Source organism: Pseudomonas glycinae, assembly GCF_001594225.2.
In the GTDB taxonomy this organism is placed as follows: domain Bacteria; phylum Pseudomonadota; class Gammaproteobacteria; order Pseudomonadales; family Pseudomonadaceae; genus Aquipseudomonas; species Aquipseudomonas glycinae.
On sequence record NZ_CP014205.2, the window covers coordinates 3,796,478 to 3,820,799 of the forward strand.

General features: G+C 60.9%; 23 protein-coding genes and 4 tRNA genes. 18 read left to right on the top strand and 9 right to left on the bottom strand.

The genetic code is table 11. The features are described 5' to 3' along the window. Positions 1-51 precede the first annotated feature (51 nt). Genes cobU through AWU82_RS17340 form a run of 8 tightly spaced genes read left to right on the top strand, consistent with a single transcriptional unit; the run spans position 52 to position 5,389 of the window. Positions 52-573, top strand: coding sequence for a bifunctional adenosylcobinamide kinase/adenosylcobinamide-phosphate guanylyltransferase (cobU, locus tag AWU82_RS17310; protein WP_064378675.1), 522 nt, complete (start codon positions 52-54; stop codon positions 571-573). Further along, positions 570-1,625: a nicotinate-nucleotide--dimethylbenzimidazole phosphoribosyltransferase gene (gene cobT, locus AWU82_RS17315; RefSeq protein ID WP_064378676.1), complete on the top strand. Its 1,056-nt coding sequence runs from the start codon at positions 570-572 to the stop codon at positions 1,623-1,625. The genes cobU and cobT overlap by 4 nt, the downstream gene beginning before the upstream one ends. Next, a complete protein-coding gene (gene cobC, locus AWU82_RS17320) occupies positions 1,622-2,197 on the top strand; it encodes an alpha-ribazole phosphatase family protein (RefSeq protein ID WP_064378677.1) in 576 nt (191 codons plus the stop codon). Before cobT ends, cobC begins: the two co-directional genes overlap by 4 nt. A 1-nt stretch (position 2,198) precedes the next feature. Beyond that, entirely contained in the window at positions 2,199-2,930 is a 732-nt protein-coding gene (locus AWU82_RS17325; protein ID WP_064378678.1) for an adenosylcobinamide-GDP ribazoletransferase, read from the top strand. A 56-nt stretch (positions 2,931-2,986) separates the two neighbouring features. Next, positions 2,987-3,391 (top strand): MarR family winged helix-turn-helix transcriptional regulator, encoded by a 405-nt coding sequence (locus tag AWU82_RS17330; protein WP_064378679.1) that lies wholly within the window; start codon positions 2,987-2,989, stop codon positions 3,389-3,391. A gap of 54 nt (positions 3,392-3,445) precedes the next feature. Next, the gene (locus tag AWU82_RS17335) at positions 3,446-4,654 is read left to right on the top strand and encodes an MFS transporter (RefSeq protein WP_064378680.1); all 1,209 of its coding nucleotides are present in this window, start codon (positions 3,446-3,448) and stop codon (positions 4,652-4,654) included. Then, entirely contained in the window at positions 4,651-4,773 is a 123-nt protein-coding gene (locus tag AWU82_RS29345; RefSeq protein ID WP_007950415.1) for a hypothetical protein, read from the top strand. Before AWU82_RS17335 ends, AWU82_RS29345 begins: the two co-directional genes overlap by 4 nt. A gap of 55 nt (positions 4,774-4,828) precedes the next feature. Next, positions 4,829-5,389, top strand: a complete 561-nt coding sequence (locus AWU82_RS17340; protein ID WP_064378681.1) for a glutathione peroxidase — start codon at positions 4,829-4,831, stop codon at positions 5,387-5,389. A 79-nt stretch (positions 5,390-5,468) separates the two neighbouring features. Here the strand turns inward: AWU82_RS17340 and AWU82_RS17345 are convergent, their stop codons facing one another. From AWU82_RS17345 to AWU82_RS17355, 3 genes are all read right to left on the bottom strand, one after another. Next, complete coding sequence (locus AWU82_RS17345; protein ID WP_011333150.1) at positions 5,469-6,740, bottom strand: OmpP1/FadL family transporter; 1,272 nt, start codon at positions 6,738-6,740, stop codon at positions 5,469-5,471. A gap of 146 nt (positions 6,741-6,886) precedes the next feature. Next, positions 6,887-7,369, bottom strand: a complete 483-nt coding sequence (locus AWU82_RS17350) for a hypothetical protein (protein WP_064378682.1) — start codon at positions 7,367-7,369, stop codon at positions 6,887-6,889. Between the two features lie 275 nt (positions 7,370-7,644). Beyond that, entirely contained in the window at positions 7,645-7,869 is a 225-nt protein-coding gene (locus tag AWU82_RS17355; RefSeq protein WP_007950419.1) for a hypothetical protein, read from the bottom strand. A gap of 954 nt (positions 7,870-8,823) precedes the next feature. On the opposite strand from AWU82_RS17355, the gene AWU82_RS17360 reads away from it, so the two are divergent. Continuing rightward, on the top strand, positions 8,824-9,147 hold the full coding sequence (locus AWU82_RS17360) for an SEL1-like repeat protein (protein WP_011333152.1): 324 nt from the start codon (positions 8,824-8,826) through the stop codon (positions 9,145-9,147). Positions 9,148-9,322: 175 nt separating this feature from the next. Continuing rightward, positions 9,323-10,687, top strand: coding sequence for a DNA recombination protein RmuC (locus AWU82_RS17365; RefSeq protein WP_170928990.1), 1,365 nt, complete (start codon positions 9,323-9,325; stop codon positions 10,685-10,687). Between the two features lie 9 nt (positions 10,688-10,696). Here AWU82_RS17365 and AWU82_RS17370 read toward each other — a convergent pair whose 3' ends face one another. Together AWU82_RS17370 and AWU82_RS17375 are read right to left on the bottom strand one after the other, a co-directional pair. Next, positions 10,697-14,167: a hybrid sensor histidine kinase/response regulator gene (locus tag AWU82_RS17370; protein ID WP_011333154.1), complete on the bottom strand. Its 3,471-nt coding sequence runs from the start codon at positions 14,165-14,167 to the stop codon at positions 10,697-10,699. A gap of 134 nt (positions 14,168-14,301) precedes the next feature. Next, the gene (locus AWU82_RS17375) at positions 14,302-14,844 is read right to left on the bottom strand and encodes a TetR/AcrR family transcriptional regulator (protein ID WP_064378684.1); all 543 of its coding nucleotides are present in this window, start codon (positions 14,842-14,844) and stop codon (positions 14,302-14,304) included. A gap of 91 nt (positions 14,845-14,935) precedes the next feature. Between AWU82_RS17375 and AWU82_RS17380 the strand changes: the two genes are divergently transcribed. From AWU82_RS17380 to AWU82_RS17395, 4 genes are all read left to right on the top strand, one after another. Further along, complete coding sequence (locus AWU82_RS17380) at positions 14,936-16,123, top strand: MFS transporter (RefSeq protein ID WP_064378685.1); 1,188 nt, start codon at positions 14,936-14,938, stop codon at positions 16,121-16,123. A 53-nt stretch (positions 16,124-16,176) separates the two neighbouring features. Then, positions 16,177-16,488: a cupin domain-containing protein gene (locus AWU82_RS17385; protein WP_064378686.1), complete on the top strand. Its 312-nt coding sequence runs from the start codon at positions 16,177-16,179 to the stop codon at positions 16,486-16,488. Between the two features lie 105 nt (positions 16,489-16,593). Then, complete coding sequence (locus tag AWU82_RS17390) at positions 16,594-17,745, top strand: TDT family transporter (protein ID WP_064378687.1); 1,152 nt, start codon at positions 16,594-16,596, stop codon at positions 17,743-17,745. Positions 17,746-17,855: 110 nt separating this feature from the next. Beyond that, positions 17,856-19,730 carry an MFS transporter gene (locus tag AWU82_RS17395; RefSeq protein WP_064378688.1) on the top strand — a complete coding sequence of 625 codons (1,875 nt, stop codon included), beginning with the start codon at positions 17,856-17,858 and terminating at the stop codon, positions 19,728-19,730. A gap of 122 nt (positions 19,731-19,852) precedes the next feature. Here the strand turns inward: AWU82_RS17395 and sugE are convergent, their stop codons facing one another. The 3 genes from sugE to rdgC all read right to left on the bottom strand — a co-directional run bounded on the left by sugE (position 19,853) and on the right by rdgC (position 22,334). Beyond that, on the bottom strand, positions 19,853-20,167 hold the full coding sequence (gene sugE / locus AWU82_RS17400; protein ID WP_064378689.1) for a quaternary ammonium compound efflux SMR transporter SugE: 315 nt from the start codon (positions 20,165-20,167) through the stop codon (positions 19,853-19,855). A 118-nt stretch (positions 20,168-20,285) separates the two neighbouring features. Beyond that, positions 20,286-21,251: a bile acid:sodium symporter family protein gene (locus AWU82_RS17405; protein WP_064378690.1), complete on the bottom strand. Its 966-nt coding sequence runs from the start codon at positions 21,249-21,251 to the stop codon at positions 20,286-20,288. A 162-nt stretch (positions 21,252-21,413) separates the two neighbouring features. Then, a complete protein-coding gene (rdgC, locus tag AWU82_RS17410; RefSeq protein WP_007950430.1) occupies positions 21,414-22,334 on the bottom strand; it encodes a recombination-associated protein RdgC in 921 nt (306 codons plus the stop codon). 159 nt (positions 22,335-22,493) lie between these two features. Here rdgC and AWU82_RS17415 point away from each other — a divergent pair. The 4 genes from AWU82_RS17415 to AWU82_RS17430 all read left to right on the top strand — a co-directional run bounded on the left by AWU82_RS17415 (position 22,494) and on the right by AWU82_RS17430 (position 23,027). Continuing rightward, positions 22,494-22,569, top strand: a tRNA-Val gene (locus AWU82_RS17415). Positions 22,570-22,588: 19 nt separating this feature from the next. After that, positions 22,589-22,665: transfer RNA gene (locus tag AWU82_RS17420), tRNA-Asp, on the top strand. A gap of 190 nt (positions 22,666-22,855) precedes the next feature. Beyond that, a tRNA-Val gene (locus AWU82_RS17425) sits at positions 22,856-22,931 on the top strand. 19 nt (positions 22,932-22,950) lie between these two features. Next, positions 22,951-23,027, top strand: a tRNA-Asp gene (locus AWU82_RS17430). Between the two features lie 145 nt (positions 23,028-23,172). On the opposite strand, the gene AWU82_RS17435 is transcribed toward AWU82_RS17430, so the two are convergent. Continuing rightward, positions 23,173-24,309, bottom strand: coding sequence for a catalase family protein (locus AWU82_RS17435; protein ID WP_190241588.1), 1,137 nt, complete (start codon positions 24,307-24,309; stop codon positions 23,173-23,175). Between the last annotated feature and the right edge of the window lie 13 nt (positions 24,310-24,322).

A 24,322-nucleotide genomic window follows, 5' to 3' on the forward strand; every position in this document is an offset into this window, starting at 1 on the left:
TTGCCCGCGAAGAGGCCAGTTGTCTCAACGAATTTTTTTCAGGATGCCTCCATGCTCCAGTTGATCCTCGGCGGCGCCCGCTCCGGCAAAAGTCGTCTGGCTGAAAAACTCGCCACCGACAGTGCGCTGGCCGTGACGTACATCGCCACCAGTCAGCCGCTGGATGGCGAGATGAATGAGCGCGTCGCCCATCATCGTGCGCGTCGTCCCGTCGAATGGGCGTTGATCGAAGAACCGTTGGAACTGGCCCGTGTGCTGCGCGAAAACGCCGGCCCCGAGCGCTGCCTGCTGGTGGATTGCCTGACGCTGTGGCTGACCAATCTGCTGATGCTCGACGACGCCGAACGCCTCGCCGCCGAACGCGAAGCCCTGCTCGAGTGCCTGGCGTCGCTGCCGGGTGAAATCATTTTTGTCAGCAACGAGACCGGAATGGGTGTCGTGCCGCTGGGCGAATTGACTCGCCGCTACGTCGATGAAGCCGGTTGGCTGCATCAAGCTCTGGCCGAGCGTTGTCAGCGAGTCGTCCTGACGGTCGCCGGCTTGCCCCTGACTTTGAAAGGACCTGCGTTATGACCCAAGCCTGGTGGCTGAACCCGTGCAAACCGGTGGATACGGACGCCGTTGAAAACGCCGCGGCGCGTCAGCAGCAATTGACCAAACCCGCCGGCTCTCTTGGCCGGCTCGAATCGGTGGCGGTGCAACTGGCCGGATTGCAGGGCCAGGTCAAACCGACACTGGATCAGGTCTGGATCGCGATTTTTGCCGGCGACCATGGCGTTGTCGCCGAAGGGGTTTCCGCGTTTCCGCAGGAGGTCACCGGGCAGATGCTGCTGAATTTCGTCAGCGGCGGCGCGGCGATCAGCGTGCTGGCGCGACAACTTGGCGCGCAGCTGGAAGTGGTGGATCTGGGCACCGTGACTCCGTCGCTGGACCTGCCGGGTGTGCGCCATTTGAACATCGGCTTGGGCACGGCGAATTTCGCCAAGGGCGCGGCGATGACTCGGGCCCAGGGCGAACTCGCCTTGCAGGGCGGTCGCGACAGTGTGCTGCGGGCGAAAGCGGCAGGCGCGCAATTGTTCATCGGCGGCGAAATGGGCATCGGCAACACCACCGCCGCCAGTGCGCTGGCCTGTGCTTTGCTCGACTGCCCGGTGGCACACCTGACCGGCCCCGGCACGGGGTTGAATGCCGAAGGCGTCAGCCACAAGGCGCAGGTGATCGAGCGCGCGCTGGCGCTGCATGCGGCACAGCGCGGTGATGCACTGCAGACTCTGTTCAATCTCGGCGGCTTCGAGATTGCTGCATTGGTCGGCGCGTATCTGGCCTGTGCTCAGGAAGGTGTGGCGGTGCTGGTGGACGGGTTCATCTGTACGGTCGCCGCGCTGGTGGCAGTGCGTCTGAATCCGGCCTGCCGTGAGTGGCTGCTGTTCGGGCATCGCGGTGCCGAGCCGGGTCATCGTCATGTGCTGGAAACCCTTGGCGCTGAACCGCTTTTGGAACTGGGTCTGCGTCTGGGCGAGGGCAGTGGTGCGGCGCTGGCGGTGCCGTTGCTGCGTCTGGCCTGCGACCTGCACGGTCAGATGGCGACCTTCGCCGAAGCTGCGGTGGCGGACCGCCCGGCATGACCTTGCGTCTGGATCTGTTGCGCCACGGTGAAACCGAACTCGGCGGCGGCCTGCGCGGCAGCCTCGACGATGCGTTGACCGAAAAAGGCTGGGCGCAGATGCGCGAGGCGGTGAGCGGGCAGGGGCCGTGGGATCGGCTGGTCAGTTCGCCATTGCAGCGTTGCGCGCGGTTTGCTGAAGAGTTGAGCGCGCAGCGGGATCTGTCGGTATCTCTGGACAAGAATCTTCAGGAGCTGCATTTCGGTGCCTGGGAAGGGCAGAGCGCGGCGGCGCTGATGCAGACTGATGCTGAAGCGCTGGGGCTGTTCTGGGCGGATCCCTATGGCTTTACTCCGCCGCAGGGGGAGCCGGTCAGCGATTTTTCGGCACGGGTGCTGGCGGCGGTGATGCGACTGCATGCGGCGCACGCGGGGGAGCGGGTGTTGCTGATCAGTCATGGCGGCGTGATGCGTCTGTTGCTGGCGCGGGCCCGTGGTTTGCCTCGTGAGCAGTTGCTGAATGTCGAAGTGGGTCACGGCGCGCTGTTTTCGCTGATCGTCGAAGCCGACGGTTCACTCAGGGAAGTGCTCTGACATGCTGCCTCTGTGGATCGCCCTGCAATTTCTCAGCAGTCTGCCGATTCGTCTGCCGGGCATGCCGGCACCTGAACAGCTCGGCCGCTCGCTGCTGTTTTATCCGCTGGTGGGCTTGCTGTTCGGTGTGATTCTCTGGGCGCTTAACATTGCTCTGGCCGGCGCACCTTTACTGTTGCATGCCGCGTTGTTACTGACGGTGTGGGTGCTGCTCAGCGGGGCGTTGCACCTTGATGGTTTGGCGGATAGCGCCGATGCATGGCTCGGCGGTTTCGGTGATCGCGAGCGCACGCTGACGATCATGAAGGATCCGCGTAGCGGGCCGATCGCGGTGGTGACGCTGGTGCTCGTCTTGTTGCTCAAGTTTGCCGCGTTGCTGGCGTTGATCGAGCAGCAGCAGGGGATAGCGTTGATCATCGTGCCGCTGATCGGGCGTGTGGCGTTGCTCGGACTGTTTCTCACCACGAGCTATGTGCGGGCCGGCGGGTTGGGGCAGGCGCTGGCCGATCATCTGCCACGCAAGACAGGTTGGCAGGTGCTGGCGGTGAGTGCGACGGCGTGTGTGGTGATCGCCGGGTTCAACGCTGTCGTGGCGTTGCTGCTGGCGGTCATCGTGTTCATCTGGCTGCGGCATTTGATGGTGCGACGACTGGGTGGAACCACCGGTGATACAGCCGGCGCGTTGCTGGAATTGCTGGAGATGTCAGTGCTGGTCGGGCTGGCCTTGTTTTGATAAGTAACTTTGATCTGTAACTTGATTTAACACAGTCGCGGGTATATACACGCATCATGCTTCCATCTCAGTGTTTGTGCACCAACCTGCGACGCGCCGCACGTGGCGTCAGCAGGCATTACGACGGCGCTCTCGACGGCTTCGGGATCAACGTTGCCCAGTATTCTTTGCTGTGCAATCTGCAGCGGCTGGATCAACCGAGCATTTCCGAACTGGCCGAGGCGATGGGCCTGGATCGCAGCACCCTCGGGCGCAATCTGCGGGTACTGGAAGGCGAGGGGCTGGTGGCGCTGGCTGAAGGCGAAGACATGCGCAACCGCATCGTCCGGCTCACCGAAGCCGGTGCGCAACGCCTGGCAGCGGCACTGCCAGCCTGGGAAGCGGCGCAACAGCGGTTGATCGACCGACTGGGTGCCGAGAAGCGTGAAACCTTGCTGCGGCTATTGGATGAACTGGCCTGAGGGCCGGTTTTTTCCGAATCTAAGCGGGTATATACCCGTGACTGGAGAATAACAATGAGTTCGATGTGGCGTACGTGCGGTTGGGTGTTGCTGGGGAGTGCGCTGATTCTGGCGTTGTCATTGGGCGTGCGGCACGGCTTCGGACTGTTCCTGTCACCGATGAGTGCCCAGTTCGGCTGGGGCCGTGAAGTGTTCGCCTTTGCCATCGCCTTGCAGAACCTGATCTGGGGCCTGGCGCAACCGTTTACCGGCGCGCTGGCCGACCGCTTTGGCGCTGCGAAAGTGGTGCTGATCGGCGGGGTGCTCTACGCCTTGGGCCTGGTGTTCATGGGCCTGTCGGAAACCGCGTTGGGCTTGTCCCTGAGCGCTGGCCTGCTGATCGGTATCGGTCTGTCCGGCACCTCGTTTTCGGTCATTCTCGGCGTGGTCGGCCGCGCGGTGCCGCCGGAAAAACGCAGTATGGGCATGGGCATTGCCAGCGCCGCCGGGTCTTTCGGCCAGTTCGCCATGCTGCCGGGTACTCTCGGATTGATTGGCTGGCTCGGCTGGTCGGCGGCATTATTGGTGCTGGGGCTGCTGGTGGCGCTGATCGTACCACTGGTGAGCATGCTCAAGGACAAGCCGCTGCCGGTACTCGGCCATGAACAAACCCTGTCCGAAGCCTTGCGTGAGGCCTGCTCGAATTCCGGGTTCTGGTTGCTGGCCTTCGGCTTTTTCGTCTGTGGTTTTCAGGTGGTGTTCATTGGCGTGCATTTGCCGGCGTATCTGGTTGATCAGCATCTGCCGGCCACCGTCGGCACCACCGTGCTGGCGTTGATCGGCCTGTTCAATATCTTCGGCACGTACACCGCCGGTTGGCTCGGTGGGCGGATGTCCAAGCCGCGTCTGCTGACCGGGCTCTATCTATTGCGCGCCGTGGTGATCGTGTTGTTCCTGTGGCTGCCGGTGACGACGACTTCGGCCTATCTGTTCGGCATGGCGATGGGCTTCCTGTGGCTGTCGACGGTGCCGTTGACCAACGGTACGGTAGCGACTTTGTTCGGCGTGCGAAACCTGTCCATGCTCGGCGGCATCGTGTTTCTGTTCCATCAGTTGGGTTCGTTCCTCGGCGGCTGGCTGGGCGGGGTGGTGTATGACCGGACCGGGAGTTATGACTTGATCTGGCAAGTGGCGATTCTCTTGAGCCTGTTGGCGGCAGCGCTGAACTGGCCGGTGCGCGAGCGTCCGGTCGAGCGCCTGCAACCGCGTGCGAGCGTTGCATGAACCGTTTCTGGCCGCAGATCGTCGTCACCGCACTCGGCGCCGCGTTGCTGGCGCTGGTGTGGTGGGGCTGGCATCAGGGCGGGCTGGCGCTGATGCAGTTGGGCATGGGTGCTTGCTAGATCGGCGGGAGGGCGAGTAACGTCGAGGTCTGACGATTGCTCAAGGATGCCCGACATGCTCAAGCGCTGGTGTGCTGTTCCCGCGTTGCTGATGGCGTTGACCGGACTGGCCCAGGCCGCGGACTGTCCGGATCTGTTGCAAGGTTCGTTGCCCAAGTTGCGGGCCAAGGAATCCATCGACCTGTGTCAGCGTTACGCCGACAAACCGCTGGTGGTGATCAACACGGCCAGCTTCTGTGGTTTTGCTCCGCAGTTCGAGGGGCTCGAAGCGCTCAATCAGCGCTACAAGGCCCAGGGCCTGGAAATGCTCGGCGTGCCTTCCAATGACTTCAAGCAGGAGTCCAAGGACAGCGCCGAGACCGCCAAGGTCTGCTACGCCAACTACGGCGTAACGTTCACCATGACCGAACCGCAGAAGGTGCGGGGTGACGATGCGACTCACTTGTTCCAGGTGCTGGCCAGGCAGAGCAGTGCACCGAAGTGGAATTTCTACAAATACGTCGTCGACCGCCAAGGCAAGGTAATTGCCAACTTCTCCAGCCTGACCAAACCGGATGATCCGGAATTTCTGGCGGCCATCGAGAAAGCCATTGCCTCCCAGCCGCTGAAACCCTGATCGACACCCATTAAAAAGCCCCGCCTCTGTGAAGAGAGCGGGGCTTTTTATGGCGAGGGGTTAGCCTCGCCGTGCAGCATCAGAAGCGGTAGGTTGCGCCGACACCGAAGCCGTTTGCCGAGTTTTCATACTGCGAGTTGTAGCTCTGGCCACGATCGTTTGTGTTGCGAATGTTGACCTTCTCTTCCTTCAGGTACGAGTAGGCAACGTCGATGGTCAGGTCTTCGGTCGGGCTCCAGCCGGCACCGATACTGAAGATGGTCCGGTCGCCGGTCGGGATGCGTGGCGAACGGTCGACGTTGTTGGTTGGCGACTGGTCGAACGTCAGACCGGTACGCAGTACCCATTCCTTGTTCAACTGGTAGGACGTACCGATGGCGTAAGCCCAGGTGTCATGCCAGTTCTGTTCTTCGGTGATCTCGCCGAACTGGCCAGCCAGCAGAGGCTGTACGCCGGAGTTCTTGACGGTGATCTTTTCCAGCTGGCTCCAGCGGGTCCAGGTGGTACCGGCGTAGACGTTCCAGCGATCGTTGATCGCCTGGGTGACCGAGAGGTCCACGGATTCAGGCGTGGTGATCTTCAGCGAAGCGTCGTACTTCTGGTTCGCACCCAGGCCGATCGCGCCCAGCACACCGTAGTTGACCTTGGTGTTGCCTTCGAGCTTGTAGTCGACTTTCGAGTGGTAGGTCAGACCCAGGCGAGTGCTGTCGGTAGCCTGAACCAGCACCCCGATGTTGTAGCCCAGTGCAGTGTCGTCGCCCTTGATCTTGACCTTGCCGTCCGGCGCAGCCTGAGTGATCGACAGGTTGGATTCCAGCGAGCCGTCGATACGGTTGATGGTCGGGCCGAAACCGATCGACACCACGTCGTTGAACTTGTAGCTGACGGTTGGCTGGAAGGTGATGATCTTGACTTCGGACTTGCTGCCGAAGTAACGGCCGGCGAAGCCGTTTTCATAGTCGGTGATCAGGCCGAAGGGTACGTACACACCCAGACCGAATGCCCAATGCTCGTCGATCGGCTTGACGTAGTAGCCCATAGGTACGGAGGTGAAGGGCACCATGTCGCCTTTGTTGCTGCCGCCGTTCGGGCTGGAGCTGGCGTCGCTGATATCGGTTTTTGCATCGAGGAATGCAACGCCACCGGTGACTTGTTCGCGCGTGATGCGCGACATGCCGGCAGGGTTGCCGTAAACAGTGCTTGCGTCGTCGGCAGAAGAAGATCGCCCGGCGTACCCAGTCCCCATCCCGCTGATGCTGTGTTCGTTGATGGCAAAGCCAGCCGCGAAGATCTGGGTGGATGCCACGGTTACGGCAAGGCTAAGGGTGGTTTTGAGCATGACTTTTTTCATTATTAGAACTCCTGGTGATCACCGGGGCGAAAATTACCAACATTTTCGTCCCGGCGCTATAGTCCGTATGCCTTGAGTTAGAGCGGTTTTGTAGGACAATCCGACCAAATTCGCTGCGTGTTGGGCGATGTTGCGAAACCGCTGGGTCAGCAAGCGACCTGATTCAACGGTGAAACACAGGTTTGCCAGGCGCAGGTGAAGTCGCGCAGACGACCTTGAGGCTGGAAGGTCTGACGCCAGATACGCGCCATGCCCAGAAGATCGTCCGGCTCGGGGAGGGTAGGGTTTTGTTCTTCGACCAGCAGCCAGGCGATGGCTGTGGCATAACGCAAATTGACGGTCAGTTCGAGGTGCGGGCCGCTGAGGAAAGCATGCTGGCTGGCGAGGCCGCGAACCAGGCTGGCGCGTTCCGGATCCAGCGCCAGGTAATGGTCCCAAAGGGCTTGGTGACGATGCTCGGCTATCCGGTACAGGCCGTGGCCACGGCGGTCATGCAGGGCTGAACCGAGGGCGGACTGGCTGGCGGCAATACCCAGCAGCAGGGATTCGGCGGTTGCGCAGTGACGTCCCAGGTAGATCAGCGTAGGACGGATCACATAGCGGCACAGTTCGCTGGCAGCGATACCCATAAATCCCTCGGATCTTGTTATCGGGCGGCGAGCCTGAAGGGGAGCTTGGCAGCTGTGGATCGACTCAGGCTCGCCGGAAGCGGATCACGCCGCTTGAGTTGAAGTGTAGTGTCATATTCACGACGTAAAGGACTGTTTTTAAAATATTTCCGGCGAGGCGTTATAACCGTTATATCGGTTGGTGCTTAAGCGAAAAGGGGTAAGGGTGAAATATCGGGCAATAAAAAGCCCCGCATTTTCAGCGGGGCTTTTGCTTTTGCAGCCATTTAGGCCTCTCAGGCGATCAATGCCTGACGGGTGCGATCAATCACGGCCTGCAGCGGTTCGGCGCTGGAATATTGATCGGGGTACAGACGCTCGCTGTGGCGGGCGATCCCGTGTTCATTGACCACGGTGAAGCTGAAGCAGCCTTTGCGAGCGGCCATGATCAGGCAGTTCATTGGGGCAAAAGCGTTGGTTAGGGTGCGAATGGCATCCTGAGTCTGGATTTGAGTCGACATAGTTATTAGGTGTTCCTACAAATGACACGGATAAGAACCGTGCAACGTTAAAACGTTCCAGTAACGTCAACCACCATTGGTCGAACGAAGAACCCGACTGGAACAAGGCAGCCAGTTCGAGCGCTATAAAAGTTGGCGCGCTTGGGCTGGCAGGTAGGTACTTAGGAGGACAGGCAACACATCGAGGGCAGAGGTTCTGGGCCCGGGGTGAAGATCCTGATCAATTTGCAGGTTGGTTAGGTCAGAGTAAATGGTCTTCGCAACACCCTTTGCATTCATTTCAAAGGCCGTGTCGTCGCAAGATTTACCTGGAAACCATCGAGGGGTCGATCCCGCTTTTTTCGGTGAAGGCTTCTGTGAGAGAACCTTGACCGTGGGGGTGTATTCGACCGGAATTGACTTTCAGCTTGGTACTAACGCCGCGGATACTAACCGAACGCTCCAAAGAAGGCAAACCCGCTGAACAAAAAAATCCCGAGATATCGCCCAGGCCTTGAAACTTGCCCCGATCCGGTTCAGATCATGACCGTCGGTCGCCACAACCTCGCAGGCGCGGAAGCTCGACGCAGAGGCCTATCCCCAGGCCGAATGCCAAAACGACCCGAAAAGGCGCATCGATATAACCGCGTAACAGGTACTTGTGCACATTAGTTGCGCAGACCGTAACGGCGCTGTCATAACGATCCTGACCCCGGTGGCTGCCTGTAACGAAAGTTTAAGTCAATGAAAAACATCGCTTTTTTTTACTGGTGAAAAAATCGTCAGTTTGACTGAGAGCCCCATTCCATAAGGCTTTGCGACGAGTCAGGGGCGGTTGTCCACTGAGTTATCCACAGCTTCTGTGGATTGTCCCGAGCGCTTGCTCTAGCACGGGCGTGCCGGGTTTTTTTCGACTTTACCTGTGCGAAAAAAAGAGTAGAGTGGCGCGCCTTCCGATCTGCCCCACAGTGCTTTATGAAGTTTCGTTCAGCTACAGACTCTGTTACCTCCCAACCCCCTCGTGTTACCGCTCCCAAGCGATTTTCCGTGCGCGTGGCCGAATGGCTGCTGGACAGCCCGCGACTGGGCGACAGCCAGAACGCCAAGCACCTCGCCGGCCGCCTGCTCAAGCAACCGGCCCGGGAGGGGGTGGTCGCGGCGCAGAGTCGCCTCGGCCAGTTGATGTGCCGCGAGTGCGGCAATGCCCGGGATCGGCGGATCGGCCAGGACCTGCTGCGCCAGGCCGCCCGTGCCGGTGACCGACGCGCGCAACAGGAACTCGGCCTGATCGAAGACTGAGCTGTCCAAGACCAGACGCCTTGGTTAACCTTCAGGCTTTATCGGATTGGCGGGAATCACTATGGCGATGGACTTGACCAGCATCCTGCTGGGGCTGGCAGGTGCGGCGGTGCCGCTGCTGGCACTGGCCTGGCAACTGCAACGTCGGGCCAGTCAGAATCAGTCTGAAGTCGCGTTGCTCGAAGAGCGGCTGGCCATGGCGCAGATGGCCCAGGATGGCCTCAATGCTCAACTTGAAGCCTGCCGCGATGAAATCGCCGACCTCGGCCAGGCCAATGCCGCCAAGCAGGCGGATCTCGCCGCCGTGCGCCGGGAAGTCGAGCTGCTGCAGATCGAGCGCGATGACGCCCGTGACGCCGCCCACGCCTGGAACCTCGAGCGCGCCAACAAGGAAGCTGAATTGCGCCGCCTGGACGCCCAGGCCGCTTCGCTGAATGCCGAATTGCGCGAGCAACAGGAAAGCCATCAACAACGCCTGGATGACCTGCAAGGTTCCCGCGACGAGCTGCGCGCGCAGTTCGCCGAACTGGCCGGCAAGATCTTCGATGAGCGTGAACAGCGTTTCGCCGAAACCAGCCAGCAACGCCTCGGCCAATTGCTCGACCCGTTGAAGGAGCGCATCCAGTCGTTCGAAAAACGCGTCGAGGAAAGCTACCAGGCCGAAGCCCGCGAGCGTTTTTCGCTGGCCAAGGAACTGGAACGCTTGCAACAACTGAACCTGCGCCTGAGCGACGAAGCGACCAACCTGACCCGCGCTCTTAAGGGCCAGAAAACCCAGGGCAACTGGGGCGAGCTGATTCTCGAGCGCGTGCTTGAGCATGCCGGGCTGGAGAAGGGGCGCGAGTACCAGACCCAGGTCAATCTCAAGGGGCCGGATGGCGAGCGTTTCCAGCCGGACGTGATCATTTACCTGCCGGGCGACAAGCAGGTGGTGGTCGACTCCAAGGTCAGCCTCACCGCCTACCAGCAATACGTGGCGGCGGACGACGATGCCATCGGCCAGATCGCCATGAAGCAGCACGTGCTGTCCTTGCGCAGCCACGTCAAAGGCCTGGCCGGCAAGGATTACAAACGTCTGGAAGGCTTGCACAGCCTCGATTTCGTCTTGCTGTTCGTGCCCATCGAAGCGGCGTTTTCCGCTGCGTTGCAGGCTGAGCCGGCGCTGTTTCAGGAAGCATTCGACCGCAACATCGTGATTGTCAGCCCGACCACACTGCTGGCAACGCTGCGGGTCATCGACAGTCTGTGGAAGCAGGAACGCCAGAGCCAGAATGCCCGGGAAATCGCCGAGCGCGCCGGCTGGCTGTACGACAAGTTCGTGTTGTTCATTCAGGATCTGGACGAAGTCGGCAATCGCTTGCAGCAACTGGACAAGGCCTACAGCGCGGCGCGCAACAAGCTGACGGAAGGGCGCGGCAACCTGGTCAGCCGCAGCGAGCAGCTCAAGTTGCTCGGCGCACGAGCCAGCAAAAGCTTGCCGGCGGATCTGCTGGAACGCGCGATGACCGACGCCGATGGCCTGGTCGAGCTGCCTGAATAAGCCGCTCTGCTAGAGCGGCAAGTAGCGACTCAACAACGCCCGCAACGCCGCCGGTTTCACCGGTTTGGCCAGGTAATCCAGCCCCGCTGCGTGCACCTGGGCCACGGTTTCCGGATGCCCGTCGGCGCTGATCACCACGCCCGGCACCGGCTCGCCCAGCCTTGTGCGCAACCACGCCATCAACTCGGTGCCGGTTTCGCCGTGATCCAGGTGATAGTCCACCAGTGCCAACTGTGGTCGCACGCCCTCGTCGAGCAGTGCGGCGCATTCTTCGCGGTTGCGCGCCGTCCACACCTGACAGCCCCAGCGCGTGAGCAGGCTGTTCATGCCTATCAGAATGCTGTCTTCGTTGTCGATGCACAGCACCTGCGCGCCGCTGTGCAATTTACCGTTTATTTCCACCGCCGCGGTTGGCTGCACGGTCTGCGCTTTGGCCAACGGCACACGAACGCTGAACACGCTGCCGCGCCCCGGCCATGAGCGCACGCGCAAGGTATGGCCGAGCACGCGGCACAGGCCATCGGCGATCGCCAGGCCCAGGCCCAGGCCTTTTTCGGCGCGGGTCTGGTGACTGTCGAGGCGTTTGAACTCCTCGAAGATCACTTGCTGTTTGTCCTCCGGAATCCCCGGTCCGCGATCCCACACTTCCAGACAGATTTCGCCTTTACGCCGACGCACGCCCAGCAGCACCGGGCCTTTTGCGTAGCGGAACGCGTTGGTCAGGAAGTTCTGCAGAATGCGCCGCAGCAACTTGATGTCGCTGTCGATGCGCAACTGACTGCCGCGTACCCGGAAGCTCAGGCCCTGTTCCTGGGCCAGTGCTTTGAACTCCGCGCCGAGAATATCGAACAGCTCATTGACCGCGAACGGCTTGCGATCCGGGTTGATCTTGCCGTTCTCCAGGCGGGAAATGTCCAGCAGATCGCTGATCAGGTCTTCGGCCGAACGCAGTGAACTGTCCAGATGCTGCACCAGTTTCTGCGCTTCCTCGCTCAAGCCGTCCGCCTGATGGGAGAGGGCGGCGGAGAACAGCCGCGCCGCATTCAATGGCTGCATCAGGTCGTGACTGACGGCGGCGAGGAAGCGGGTCTTGGACTGGTTGGCCGCCTCGGCATTGCCCTTGGCTTCGGTCAGTGCAACGTTGAGTTGCGACAGTTCCTGGGTTCGTTCGCTGACCCGTTGCTCCAGCCCTTCGTTGGCTTCGGTCAGGGCCTGTTCGGCTTCGCGGAACGCGGTGATGTCGGTGAAACTCATGACGAAACCGCCGCCGGGCATCGGGTTGCCGATCAGTTCGATCACCCGGCCGTTGGGGAACAAACGCTCGGACGTGTGAGCACGACCCTGACGCATCCAGTGCAGGCGCCGGGCGACGTGAACTTCCGCTTCACCGGGGCCGCACAAGCCACGCTCGGCGTTGTGGCGAATGATGTCGGCAATCGGCCGGCCAACGCTGATCAAGCCGTCCGGGTAGTTGAACAGCTCCAGATAACGGCGGTTCCAGGCCACCAGCTTGAGCGACTGGTCGACCACGCTGATGCCCTGGGTAATGTTTTCGATGGCGCCTTGCAGCAGCGCGCGGTTGAACTGCAGCACTTCCGAGGCTTCGTCGGCGATCCGTACCACGTCCTCCAGCTGCATTTCCCGACCTTCGATGGCGGCTTTTACTACAGCTCGCGTCGAAGAGGCGCCAAGGACACCCGCCAGCAATCGCTCGGTATGGGCGATCCATTCGCCGTCGGCGTTCTGATTCGGGTTGAAGCCTTTGCCCTGACGGTAGGCGAAGCGGATGAAACTCTGCCGGGCGCGTTCTTCACCGACAAAGCGTGCCGCCAGTTGCAGCAGGTCGTCGATCTGCACCGCCAGCATTGATCGCGCGCTCGGCCTTGCGCTGATCTCCTGACCGATGAAGCGCCCGGCCTGCCAGTGCTCCGACACCCGGGTGCGCGACAGCACCGAGACCCAGGCAAACAACGTGAAGTTGCCCGCCAGCGACAGCACCACGCCTTGGGTCAGCGGGGTGATTGGCAGGTTCAGCGGGTTGCTGTGCAGCCAGGCGAGGCCGGGGAAACTGTCCAGCGACCAGCCCAGGCTGCGCGCCGCGATCGGCAGGACCAGGGTGTAGAACCACAGGAACGTACCGGCGGCGAGGCCGGCGAACACGCCGCGGCGGTTGGCCTGTTTCCAGTACAGCGCGCCGAGCATTGCCGGGGCCAGTTGAGTGACCGCCGCGAAAGCGATCTGGCCGATGGTTGCCAGGCTCGCAGTGGAACCGAGCAAACGGTAGCTGACGTAAGCCAGCAACAGAATCACCACGATGCTGACCCGACGCACCGAGAGCATCCACTGACGGAACACTTCGAACGGGCGCTCGGCGTTGTTGCGGCGCAGCAACCATGGCAACAACATGTCGTTGGAGACCATGGTCGACAGCGCTACACTCGCCACGATCACCATACCGGTGGCCGCCGATGCACCGCCGATAAACGCCAGCATCGCCAGCGCCGGATGGGCCTGAGCCAGTGGCAGGCTGATAACAAAAGAGTCGGGGATGACCGAGTTGGGCAGCATCATCTGACCGGCCAGGGCGATCGGGACTACAAACAGCGCAGCCAATGCGAGGTAGGCGGGGAACACCCATTTGGCCAGGCGCAGATCCTGCGGGTCGATGTTCTCGACCACTGTCACGTGGAACTGCCGGGGCAGGCAGATGATCGCCATCATCGCCACGCCGGTCTGCACCACCATCGAGGGCCAGTTGATGGTTTCTTTCCAGTACTCCTCAAGGCGCGGGGCGAGCATCGCCTGATTGAACAGGTCGTCGAAACCGTCATACAGCCCATAGGTGACGAAAGCGCCGACGGCGAGGAAGGCAAACAGTTTGACCAGCGATTCAAAGGCAATTGCCAGCACCATGCCGCGATGGTGCTCGGTGGCATCGAGATTGCGCGTACCGAAAACGATGGTGAACAGCGCCAGCACCAGCGACACGATCAGCGCCGTGTCCTGGGCACGGGTGCCCATGGCGTCGGCGCCGGCCCCGATCAGCAGGTTCACACCGAGGACGATGCCTTTGAGTTGCAAGGCTATATAAGGGAGGACGCCGACCAGACAGATCAGCGCGACCACCACTGCCAGCGATTGGGATTTACCGTAGCGGGCGGCGATGAAGTCGGCGATGGAGGTGATGTTCTCCTGCTTGCTGATCATCACCATTTTCTGCAGCACCCACGGCGCGCCGAGCAACAGCAGGATCGGCCCCAGGTAAATCGGCAGAAATGACCAGAGTTGTTCGGCAGCCTGGCCGACCGCGCCGAAAAACGTCCAGCTGGTGCAATAGACCGCCAGCGACAGGCTGTACACCCAGGCACGCACCCGTGGCGGCAGCGGCGTGCTGCGACGGTCGCCGTAGAAGGCGATGGCGAACATGATGGCCATATAGGCCAGGGCGACGGCGGCGATCAGCCCGGTGGACAACGACATGGAACACTCCCGACAGAAAACGACCGGACTTGCGCCCGGTCAGACAGTCTCGCACGGGCGCGGCGGTTAGTCAGTGTCGACCAAGGTCGTGGCGTGGCGGGGTGTCGCAGGAACAGAACCGGGCAGTTCTGTGGTCAGTCCGGTTTCAGCGCGATGTCGATCAAGCGGTGCAGCTCTTCGACTTCCAGCGGCGCTGCCGAAAACAGAATGCGGAACACCACCGGGGACACCACCAGATTGATCAGCCGATCCACGCTCGGCGCCGGTTCCTTGGGGTGGCGCTCGATGATGGTCTGCAACTGCGCGCCGATGATCGCCACGCAGTAGCCCGGCGTTGCACTCGCCTGCACGTCGCGCATCATGTTGCGCCCGGGTTCCGAGCTCATTTCATCGAGGTATTGTTCGGCCCACGCGCGGATATCGCTGCGCAGACTGCCGGTTTCAGCCGGCTCGCTGTCGGGGCGCATGCGGGCGAGGGCGACGTCGGCCAGCAAGGTCGCCAGATCGCCCCAGCGCCGATAGATCGTCGACGGCGTCACACCGGCGCGCGCCGCGATTTGCGGGACGGTCACCGTTGAGCGCTCCTGTTCTTGCAGAAGCGCGCGGACTGCCGAATGAATCGACTCCTGCACCCGGGCACTGCGACCGCCCGGGCGTAAACCTTCTTTAATAGCCATGCGGCAGACCTTAACACAAAGAATTTGCTTTAAGCGCAAGCCGAGAGCACACTCCGCAAAAGCAAAAAATTAGCTTTTGCGGAGTGTGCCCATGACCAGCCTTGCTTCCAACCGTTCCAGCCTGTGGTTTCTGGCGATCACCTTACTGAGTTTTCTCGCCGCTTCCACTGCGCCGACGCCGTTGTATCACCTGTATCAGGATCAGCTGCATTTTTCGGCAGCGGTACTGACCCTGATTTTCGGCGTCTACGCCCTAAGTCTGCTGGCCGCGTTGCTGACGGTCGGGTCGCTCTCGGATCACTTGGGACGCAAACCGGTGATCTTCACCGCCGTGACGCTCAATGCGCTGGCGATGCTGCTGTTCATCTATGCCGACAGCGTGGGTTGGCTGATCGGCGCGCGAGTGCTGCAAGGTTTCGCCACCGGCATGGCCACCGCCGTGTTGAGCGCGACACTGCTGGACACTGACCGCCAGCAGGGGCCGTTGATCAACAGCGTTGCGCCTTTGTTGGGCATGGCGTTGGGCGGCATGGGCTGCGGTTTGCTGGCGGAATTCGCCCCGGCGCCGTTGCAATTGACCTATTGGCTGCTGCTCGCGCTGTTTGTGTTGCAGGGCATTTATGTCTGGCGCCTGCCGGAAAGCGTCTCGCCGCAGGCGGGAGCTTGGGCCTCGTTACGGCCGACCCTGCACGTGCCGGTTCAGGCGCGTTCGACGCTGTGGCGAGTGTTGCCGCTGAACACCGCGACCTGGGCGCTCGGCGGTTTCTATGCCTCGCTGGCGCCGTCGCTGGTGCGCACGGCCACCGGCTCCACCTCCAACCTGATCGGCGGCGCCACCGTGGCGGCGCTGACCGTGACCGGTGCATTGATGATCTTCACGTTGCGCAATCGTCCTGCCTCCCGCGCGCTGCAACTCGGGGCGAGTCTGCTGCCGGCCGGTATCGTGCTGATTCTGTTGGGCGTGCACAGCGCCAGCCTGTCGCTGTTCTTCTTCGGCACGCTGGTGGCTGGTTGTGGCTTTGGCTCCGGTTTTCTCGGCGCTGTGCGCAGCCTGGTGCCGCTGGCGTTGCCCCACGAGCGTGCCGGATTGATGTCGGCGTTTTATGTGCTGAGTTACCTGGCGTTCTGCATGCCAGCGTTAATGGCCGGGCACTTCACCCACAGTGTGGGTCTGCTGGCGACCACCGATGTGTATGGCGCGGTGCTGATTGTGCTGGCGGTTGGTGCGCTGCTGATGAGTTTCCGGGCGCAAGCGGCGAAGACCTGCAGCGCTCCATAACAACTCTGGATTCGGTTAGCCTTGGCCAGCCCCTTCTTCTCACGGATCGACGCATGAAGATTATCCGCAGCAAAACCTTCACCGCCGAGCGCGCCTGGGGCGCGCTCGACATCGCCAACATGAACAGCATCACCACCCGCCTGCACTGGACCGATCAGCCTTACAAATGGCACGTCAATGACGGTGAAGAAGTGTTTGTGGTGCTCGACGGTCAGGTGCTCATGCACTATCGCGAAGAAGGTGAGGAGAAGCAGGCCTTGCTCGACGTTGGCGACATCTTTTACGCGTCCATTGGTACTGAACACGTCGCTCATCCTCAGGGCGCAGCGCGGATTCTGGTGATCGAAACCGAAGGTAGTGTCTGACCGCATATCTACAAAGCAGATAATAGTTAGAGATATTACCCGTTATATAGATATTCGATTCAGTTCTACCATGGACTCAACCTCACCTGAGGACAGGAGTTCATGATGATTTGCCCCAATAGCGTCAAACCCGGCATCAAGCCATTCAGCCAGCTTCAGCACCCGCGTGAAGTGATCCGCCAATTCACCCCGAACTGGTTCGCCGCCACCATGGGCACCGGCGTGCTGGCGTTGGCGCTGGCGCAATTGCCGGTGTCCATTCCCGGCCTGCGCGCCGTGGCCGAAGGGCTGTGGCTGTTCAACATTCTGTTGTTCGTGCTGTTTACCGCTGCCTACGCCGCCCGCTGGATTCTGTTCTTCGACGAGGCGCGGCGGATCTTCGGCCACTCCACGGTTTCGATGTTCTTCGGCACCATTCCCATGGGCCTGGCAACCATCATCAACGGCTTTCTGCTGTTCGGTCTGCCGCGCTGGGGCGACGGCGTGATTCAGCTTGCCGAGGTGTTGTGGTGGCTGGACGTGGCGATGTCGCTGGCCTGCGGTGTGCTGATCCCCTACATGATGTTTACCCGTCAGGAACACAGCATCGATCAGATGACCGCCGTCTGGCTGCTGCCGGTGGTGGCGGCAGAAGTGGCCGCGGCCAGCGGTGGACTGCTGGTGCCGCATCTCGCTGATGCGCACTCGCAACTGGTGGTGCTGGTCACCAGTTACGTGCTCTGGGCCTTTTCCCTGCCAGTGGCGTTCAGCATCCTGACCATTCTGTTGCTGCGCATGGCCTTGCACAAACTGCCCCACGAAAACATGGCAGCCTCGAGCTGGCTGGCCTTGGGGCCAATCGGCACCGGCGCCCTGGGCATGTTACTGCTGGGTGGCGACGCCCCGGCGATCTTCGCGGCCAACGGTCTGCCGGGCATCGGCGAAATGGCGTCGGGCCTGGGCCTGGTCGCCGGGATCACGCTGTGGGGCTTCGGTCTGTGGTGGATGCTGATGGCGCTGCTGATCACCGTGCGTTACCTGCGTGACGGCATTCCGTTCAACCTCGGCTGGTGGGGATTCACCTTCCCGTTGGGCGTGTATTCGCTGGCAACCCTGAAACTGGGCAGCACCTTGCACCTGACGTTCTTCAGTGTGGCCGGTTGTGTGCTGGTGGCGTTGCTGGCGGTGATGTGGCTGATCGTCGGCAAGCGCACGCTGCAAGGTGCGTGGCGCGGCGAGCTGTTTGTTTCACCGTGTATTGCAGGTTTGAAGAAATAACCTGCGAAGATTAGGTAATGTGTGGCCTGGATCGCGGTTCGAGATTCTTATAAGCGTAGCCAGGCCACTGACTACCTTCTCTTTCCAAAAACAACAGGGTCACACGGAAGATGAGTCACCCCTCACAGTTCAACCTGCTGCGTACCCGGCGCTTCCTGCCGTTTTTCATCACCCAGTCGCTGGGCGCGTTCAACGACAACGTGTTCAAGCAGTCGCTGATCCTTGCCATTCTCTATCGGCTGACCATCGAGGGTGACCGCTCGATCTGGGTCAACCTGTGTGCGTTGCTGTTTATTCTGCCGTTCTTTCTGTTCTCGGCGCTGGCCGGGCAGTTCGGGGAAAAATTCGCCAAGGATGCGTTGATCCGTCTGATCAAACTGGCGGAAATCGCCATCATGGCCGTGGGATCCGTCGGCTTCCTGTTCGATCACCTGTCATTGATGCTGGTGGCGCTATTCGCCATGGGCACGCACTCGGCGCTGTTCGGGCCGGTGAAGTATTCGATCCTGCCACAGGCCTTGCGCGACGACGAACTGGTCGGCGGCAACGGGCTGGTGGAGATGGGCACGTTTCTGGCCATTCTGGCCGGGACCATTGGGGCCGGGGTGATGATGTCGTCGGCCAATTACGCGCCGGTGGTGTCCGCCGCGATTGTCGGCATCGCGGTGCTGGGTTATCTGGCCAGTCGCAGCATCCCGCGCGCAGCAGCGGCGACCCCGGAAATGCGCCTGAACTGGAACATCTTCAGTCAGTCCTGGGCGACCCTGAAACTGGGCCTGGGACAGACGCCAGCGGTGTCGCGTTCGATTGTCGGCAACTCGTGGTTCTGGTTCGTCGGGGCGATTTATCTGACGCAGATCCCGGCTTATGCCAAGGAGTGGATGCACGGCGACGAAACCGTCGTTACCCTGATTCTGACGGTGTTTTCGGTCGGTATCGCACTGGGCTCGATGCTGTGCGAGAAGCTTTCCGGGCGCAAAGTCGAGATTGGCCTGGTGCCGTTTGGCTCGTTCGGGCTGACAGTTTTCGGTTTGTTGCTGTGGTGGCATTCCGGTGGAATCCCGGAAAGCGCCGTCGGCCACAGCTGGACCGAAGTGCTCGGTTTTGGCCATGCGTGGGCGGTGTTGATCGATGTGTTGGGCCTCGGAATTTTTGGCGGTTTTTACATCGTGCCGTTGTACGCATTGATCCAGTCACGCACCGCCGAGAACGAGCGGGCGCGAGTGATCGCGGCCAACAACATTCTCAACGCTCTGTTCATGGTGGTCTCGGCAATTGTCACCATCGTGTTGTTGAGTGTGGTGAAACTGTCGATTCCGCAGCTGTTCCTGGTGGTGTCGCTGCTGAACATCGGTGTTAACGCCTACATCTTCAAGATCGTCCCCGAGTTCAGCATGCGTTTCATGATCTGGCTGCTCAGCCATTCCATGTACCGCGTCGAGCATCGCAACCTTGAAGCGATTCCGGATGAGGGCGCGGCGTTGCTGGTGTGCAACCACGTGTCGTTCGTCGATGCCTTGCTGATCGGTGGCGCGGTGCGTCGGCCGATTCGCTTTGTCATGTACTACAAGATCTACAACCTGCCGGTGCTGAACTTTATCTTCCGCACGGCGGGGACGATTCCTATCGCCGGACGCCACGAAGACATCCAGATTTACGAAAAGGCCTTCACCCGGATTGCCCAGTACCTGAAGGAAGGTGAGCTGGTTTGCATCTTCCCGGAAGGCAAATTGACCGCCGATGGCGAGATCAACGAGTTCAAGGGCGGGCTGACGCGGATTCTCGAAGAAACGCCGGTGCCGGTGATTCCGCTGGCGTTGCAGGGGTTGTGGGGGAGTTTCTTCAGCCGCGATCCCAATAAAGGACTGTTCCGGCGCTTGTGGTCGCGGGTGACGCTGGTGGCGGGTTCGCCGGTCGCCGTTGAAGCGGCGCAGCCAGCGGAGCTGCAGGTGTTGGTCGGGGAATTGCGCGGGGCTGTCAGATAATCATTGGCCGTGCCGGCCTCATCGCAGGCAAGTGCGCCTCCCACAGGATCTCCAGTGAACATGAGCTTTGTGCACAACCGAAAACCTGTGGGAGCGGGCTTCCCCGCGATGAGGCCAGTGGCTTAAGCGCTGACCTTGAGCCCGATCAGTCCGGTGACGATCAACGCGACACTGGCCAGGCGAATCAACGCCATCGATTCGCCAAACAAAATGATCCCGGCAATCACCGTGCCCACGGCACCGACCCCGGTCCAGATCGCATAAGCCGTGCCCAGCGGCAATTCCTTCATCGCCAGCCCCAGCAAGCCCAAGCTGACTGCCATGGCGGCAACGGTGAGAACGGTCGGAAGCGGACGGCTGAAGCCATCGGTGTATTTCAGGCCGACGGCCCAGCCGACTTCGAACAGGCCGGCGAAAAACAGAATGATCCAGGACATGAAAAGCCTCCATCGATTGACGGGGCCGTCCCCAGATTGAAAACTCGATTGAGCCGCAGGGTCGTCCCCGCGTGGCGCACATACTACCTAAAAATGTGCGCCGCACCGCGATCCGGAATCAGTCGGCCGCCTGTTGCGCCAGCGTTTCACGGTCTTGTTTTTCGCTCATCCGCCGGAAGTACGTCGAAAGCAGTGCCCCGGAAATGTTGTGCCAAACACTGAACAGCGCGCTCGGCACCGCCGCCAGCGGCGAGAAATGCGCACTGGCCAGCGCAGCCCCCAGCCCCGAATTCTGCATGCCGACTTCCAGTGCCAGGGACTTGCGCTGTGGCAGCGGCAGGCCGAACAGGCGCCCGGTGAAATAACCCAGCAAATAACCGAAGCTGTTGTGCAGCATCACCACGGCCATGATCAGCAGACCGGATTCGGCAATTTTCGCCTGGCTGGCGGCAACCACGGCAGCGACGATGATCACGATGCTGACCACCGACACCAACGGCAGCACTTCCACCGCGTGGCGCACCTTGTCACCGAGCACGCGTTGCGCGACCACGCCGAGGACGATTGGCAGCAGCACCACTTGCAGGATCGACCAGAACAGTTCCATGAACGAAACCGGCAACCAGGCCGAGGCCAGCAGCCAGATCAGCGCCGGGGTCAACAGTGGGGCGAGGAGGGTGGTGACGGCGGCGATGGCCACCGACAGCGCCAGGTCGCCACGGGCCAGCCAGGTCATGACGTTTGATGAGGTGCCGCTTGGGCAGCAGCCGACCAGAATCACGCCGACGGCGATTTCCGGCGGCAGATGAAAGATCTGGCACAGCAGCCACGCCATCCCCGGCATGATCACGAAATGCGCGACGACCCCCAGCGCCACACGCCACGGATGGCGAGCGACGGCGGCGAAGTCGTCGAGTTTGAGGGTCAGGCCCATGCCGAACATCACCAGCCCGAGCAGCGGCACGATGGCGCCTTTGAGGCCGAGGAACCAGGCCGGCTGGAGGAACGCGATCACCGCGAAAATCAGAACCCAGTAAGCGAAGGTATTGCCGACAAAACGACTCAGTGCAGCCAGTGCGCGCATGGCCTGTTCCTTGTTATTAATGACACCACAAAACATTGTGGGAGCTGGCTTGCCAGCGATGGCGGCATGTCAGACGCCATTTGAGCTATCTGTAACACCGCTATCGCTGGCAAGCCAGCTCCCACAGTTGATTCGGTTTCTTCCGTTGCAACCGCTTTACGCTTAGATCCCCTGCGGAGTCTCTTCGCCGCCCAGTGCTTCAACCAGCGCCGGCAGGAAGTCGCCGAACGTCAGCATCATCAGGGTGAAGCTGGCGTCCAGTTGGCCGAGGGCTTCGTCGCCGCCGTCCTGTTCCGCCTGATCCTGCAACAGATCTTCGAACTTCAGGCGCTTGACGGTCATCTTGTCGTCAAGCATGAACGACAGTTTGTCCTGCCAGGCCAGCGACAGTTGAGTCACCACCTTGCCGGTGCTCAGGTGCAGCTGGATTTCTTCGCTGGTCAGATCCTGACGCTTGCAACGCACGATGCCGCCGTCTTCGTGGGTGTCGCGCAGTTCGCACTCGTCCAGCACGAAGAAGTCCGGGGCGGCTTGCTGCGTGGTGACCCATTCGGTCATCACGGCGGTCGGCGCGGTTTTCACGGTCAGCGGGCGAACCGGCAGGGTACCGATCACTTCACGCAGGGTAGAGAGCAGGTCTTCGGCGCGTTTCGGGCTGGCCGAGTTGACCAGGATCAGACCCTGTTTCGGCGCGATGGCGGCGAAGGTCGACGAGCGGCGGATAAAGGCGCGCGGCAGGAAAGCCTGGATGATTTCATCCTTGATCTGATCGCGTTCCTTCTTATAGACCTTGCGCATCTGCTCGGCTTCGATCTCTTCGACCTTTTCCTTGACCGCGTCACGCACGACGCTGCCCGGCAGAATGCGTTCTTCTTTACGGGCGGAGATCAGCAGGAAGTCACCGCTGACGTGCACCAGTGGAGCATCTTCGCCTTTGCCGAATGGCGCGACGAAACCGTAGGTGGTCAACTCCTGGCTTGCACATGGACGCGCCAGTTTGGTGGCCAGTGCAGTTTCCAGCGCCTCGGCATCGACAGGCAGGTCTTGGGTCAGGCGATAGATAAGCAGGTTTTTGAACCACATGGGGTGAGTCTCTCCTTTATACAAAGGGGGGCATTATTGTCTTCGCCGGGTCATAGGCCAACCCTTCTCTAAGCCTTTGGAAGGGCTAAGAAAATTATTTAAAAAAGTGCTTGCCAGAGGTTGGGTCGCTCCGTAGAATGCGCGCCACACCGAAGCGAAGGGTGATTAGCTCAGCTGGGAGAGCGTCTGCCTTACAAGCAGAATGTCGGCGGTTCGATCCCGTCATCACCCACCATTCGTTTCAAGTGTTTAGCGCAGCGGTAGTTCAGTCGGTTAGAATACCGGCCTGTCACGCCGGGGGTCGCGGGTTCGAGTCCCGTCCGCTGCGCCATATTCGGTAACCTGGAACACTGAACGCCAGGTCACCACGGAAGAACCCGCCAAGGCGGGTTTTTTTCTGCCTCGAGTTGTACCTGCGGGATGTGTCATTTCACCGGTTTTCGGATTTATTTGAAAAAAACTTCAATTAAATCAGCACATTACGAAAATCTGTGGCATAATGCGCCCCGTAACGAAGCGAAGGGTGATTAGCTCAGCTGGGAGAGCGTCTGCCTTACAAGCAGAATGTCGGCGGTTCGATCCCGTCATCACCCACCATTCGTTTCAAGCGTTTCGCGCAGCGGTAGTTCAGTCGGTTAGAATACCGGCCTGTCACGCCGGGGGTCGCGGGTTCGAGTCCCGTCCGCTGCGCCATATTCGGTAACCTGGAACACTGAACGCCAGGTCACCACAGAAAGCCCGCCAAGTGCGGGCTTTTTGCTGTCCGGGATTTGGCTTTTGCCGGGCCTGAACATGAGAAAGCGACCTTTGATGGTCGCTTTTTTCGTTTCTGGCGCTGTTATTGCGTCGAGTTGCGGCTGTGACGGTAATCGCTGACCGCTTCATACACCGCTTTGCGCAGGCGGTTGATCCCGCCAATCGGGCGATGAGCATCGATACCGAACCAGGGATTGAACGACAGGTTGTCGCATTGCAGGTTCAGCGCCGGGGTGTCGAAGTCCTGCGGGGGCAGGGTAATCCGGGCCACTGTCTGGAATGGGCTGTCCTGCTCGCGCCATTCGATGCTGGTGTCTTCGATCGGCATGTACTTGTTCGCGTCCTGCCGCTGGATCTGCAACACAAAACACGCCGGAATTCGATCGGTCGACAGCTGTTGATTCAACGCGTTGCGCAGGAAGTTCGGCAGATCCTGGTTCTGTTTCGGCAGGGTGTAAGCGGGGCAGCGCTCCGGATCCGGCATCACTCGGAACTTGGCGTTGGCCTCGCCGAACTTGTAGGGCGATACCGAGAAATATGTGGTGCGGGTCGGGCTTTCCGGTGGTGGCGAAAGGGTCGCCAGCGCAATGAACAGATGCCGGATTTGCCAGGTGCGAGGATCCCACCCCGGAAAAAACGCCATGACCTTCTTGCCGTCAGCCTGCGCGGACACATTCTGACGATACTCGGCGACATCGCTGACGAAGAAATTCGGATGGCTGAACATCACGAAATCCTGCTCGTGCAGCCCCTGACGATCGGCCAGCAAGGATTTACCCGGCACATCGAGCAATTTGAGCGCCATGCCCCGGGCATCGCGGATGCTGTCGAATTGCGGATAGGCGTTGCCGTTGGACAGGCGCATCGTCGCTTTCCAAAGCTTGCCCGGTTCGCTGAAGACGCCCTGGCGGAGTTCCTGAGCCAGATCCGGCAACACCTGCACATCGGCTTTCACGCAGCCATGGGCCTTGGCATGGGCGTCGCGCAGGTAGCGGGTGCTTTCGCGGTGCTGATCGACGATGCGCACCGCGGTCTGAATCACGTCCTGGGTCATGGCGGCTTCGCCATCTGGAATCTGTTCCAGTGCCGACACCGGGCCACGGTGCTGCCAGGCGAACCAGGCGGTCGCCAAGGCCCAGCCGATCAGGCCGATCACCAGCAGGATCAACAGGGTTTTGCCCAGTAACCGTCCCAGCCAGAGCCAGAAACGCGCCAGCAGCGAGGGTCTTTTG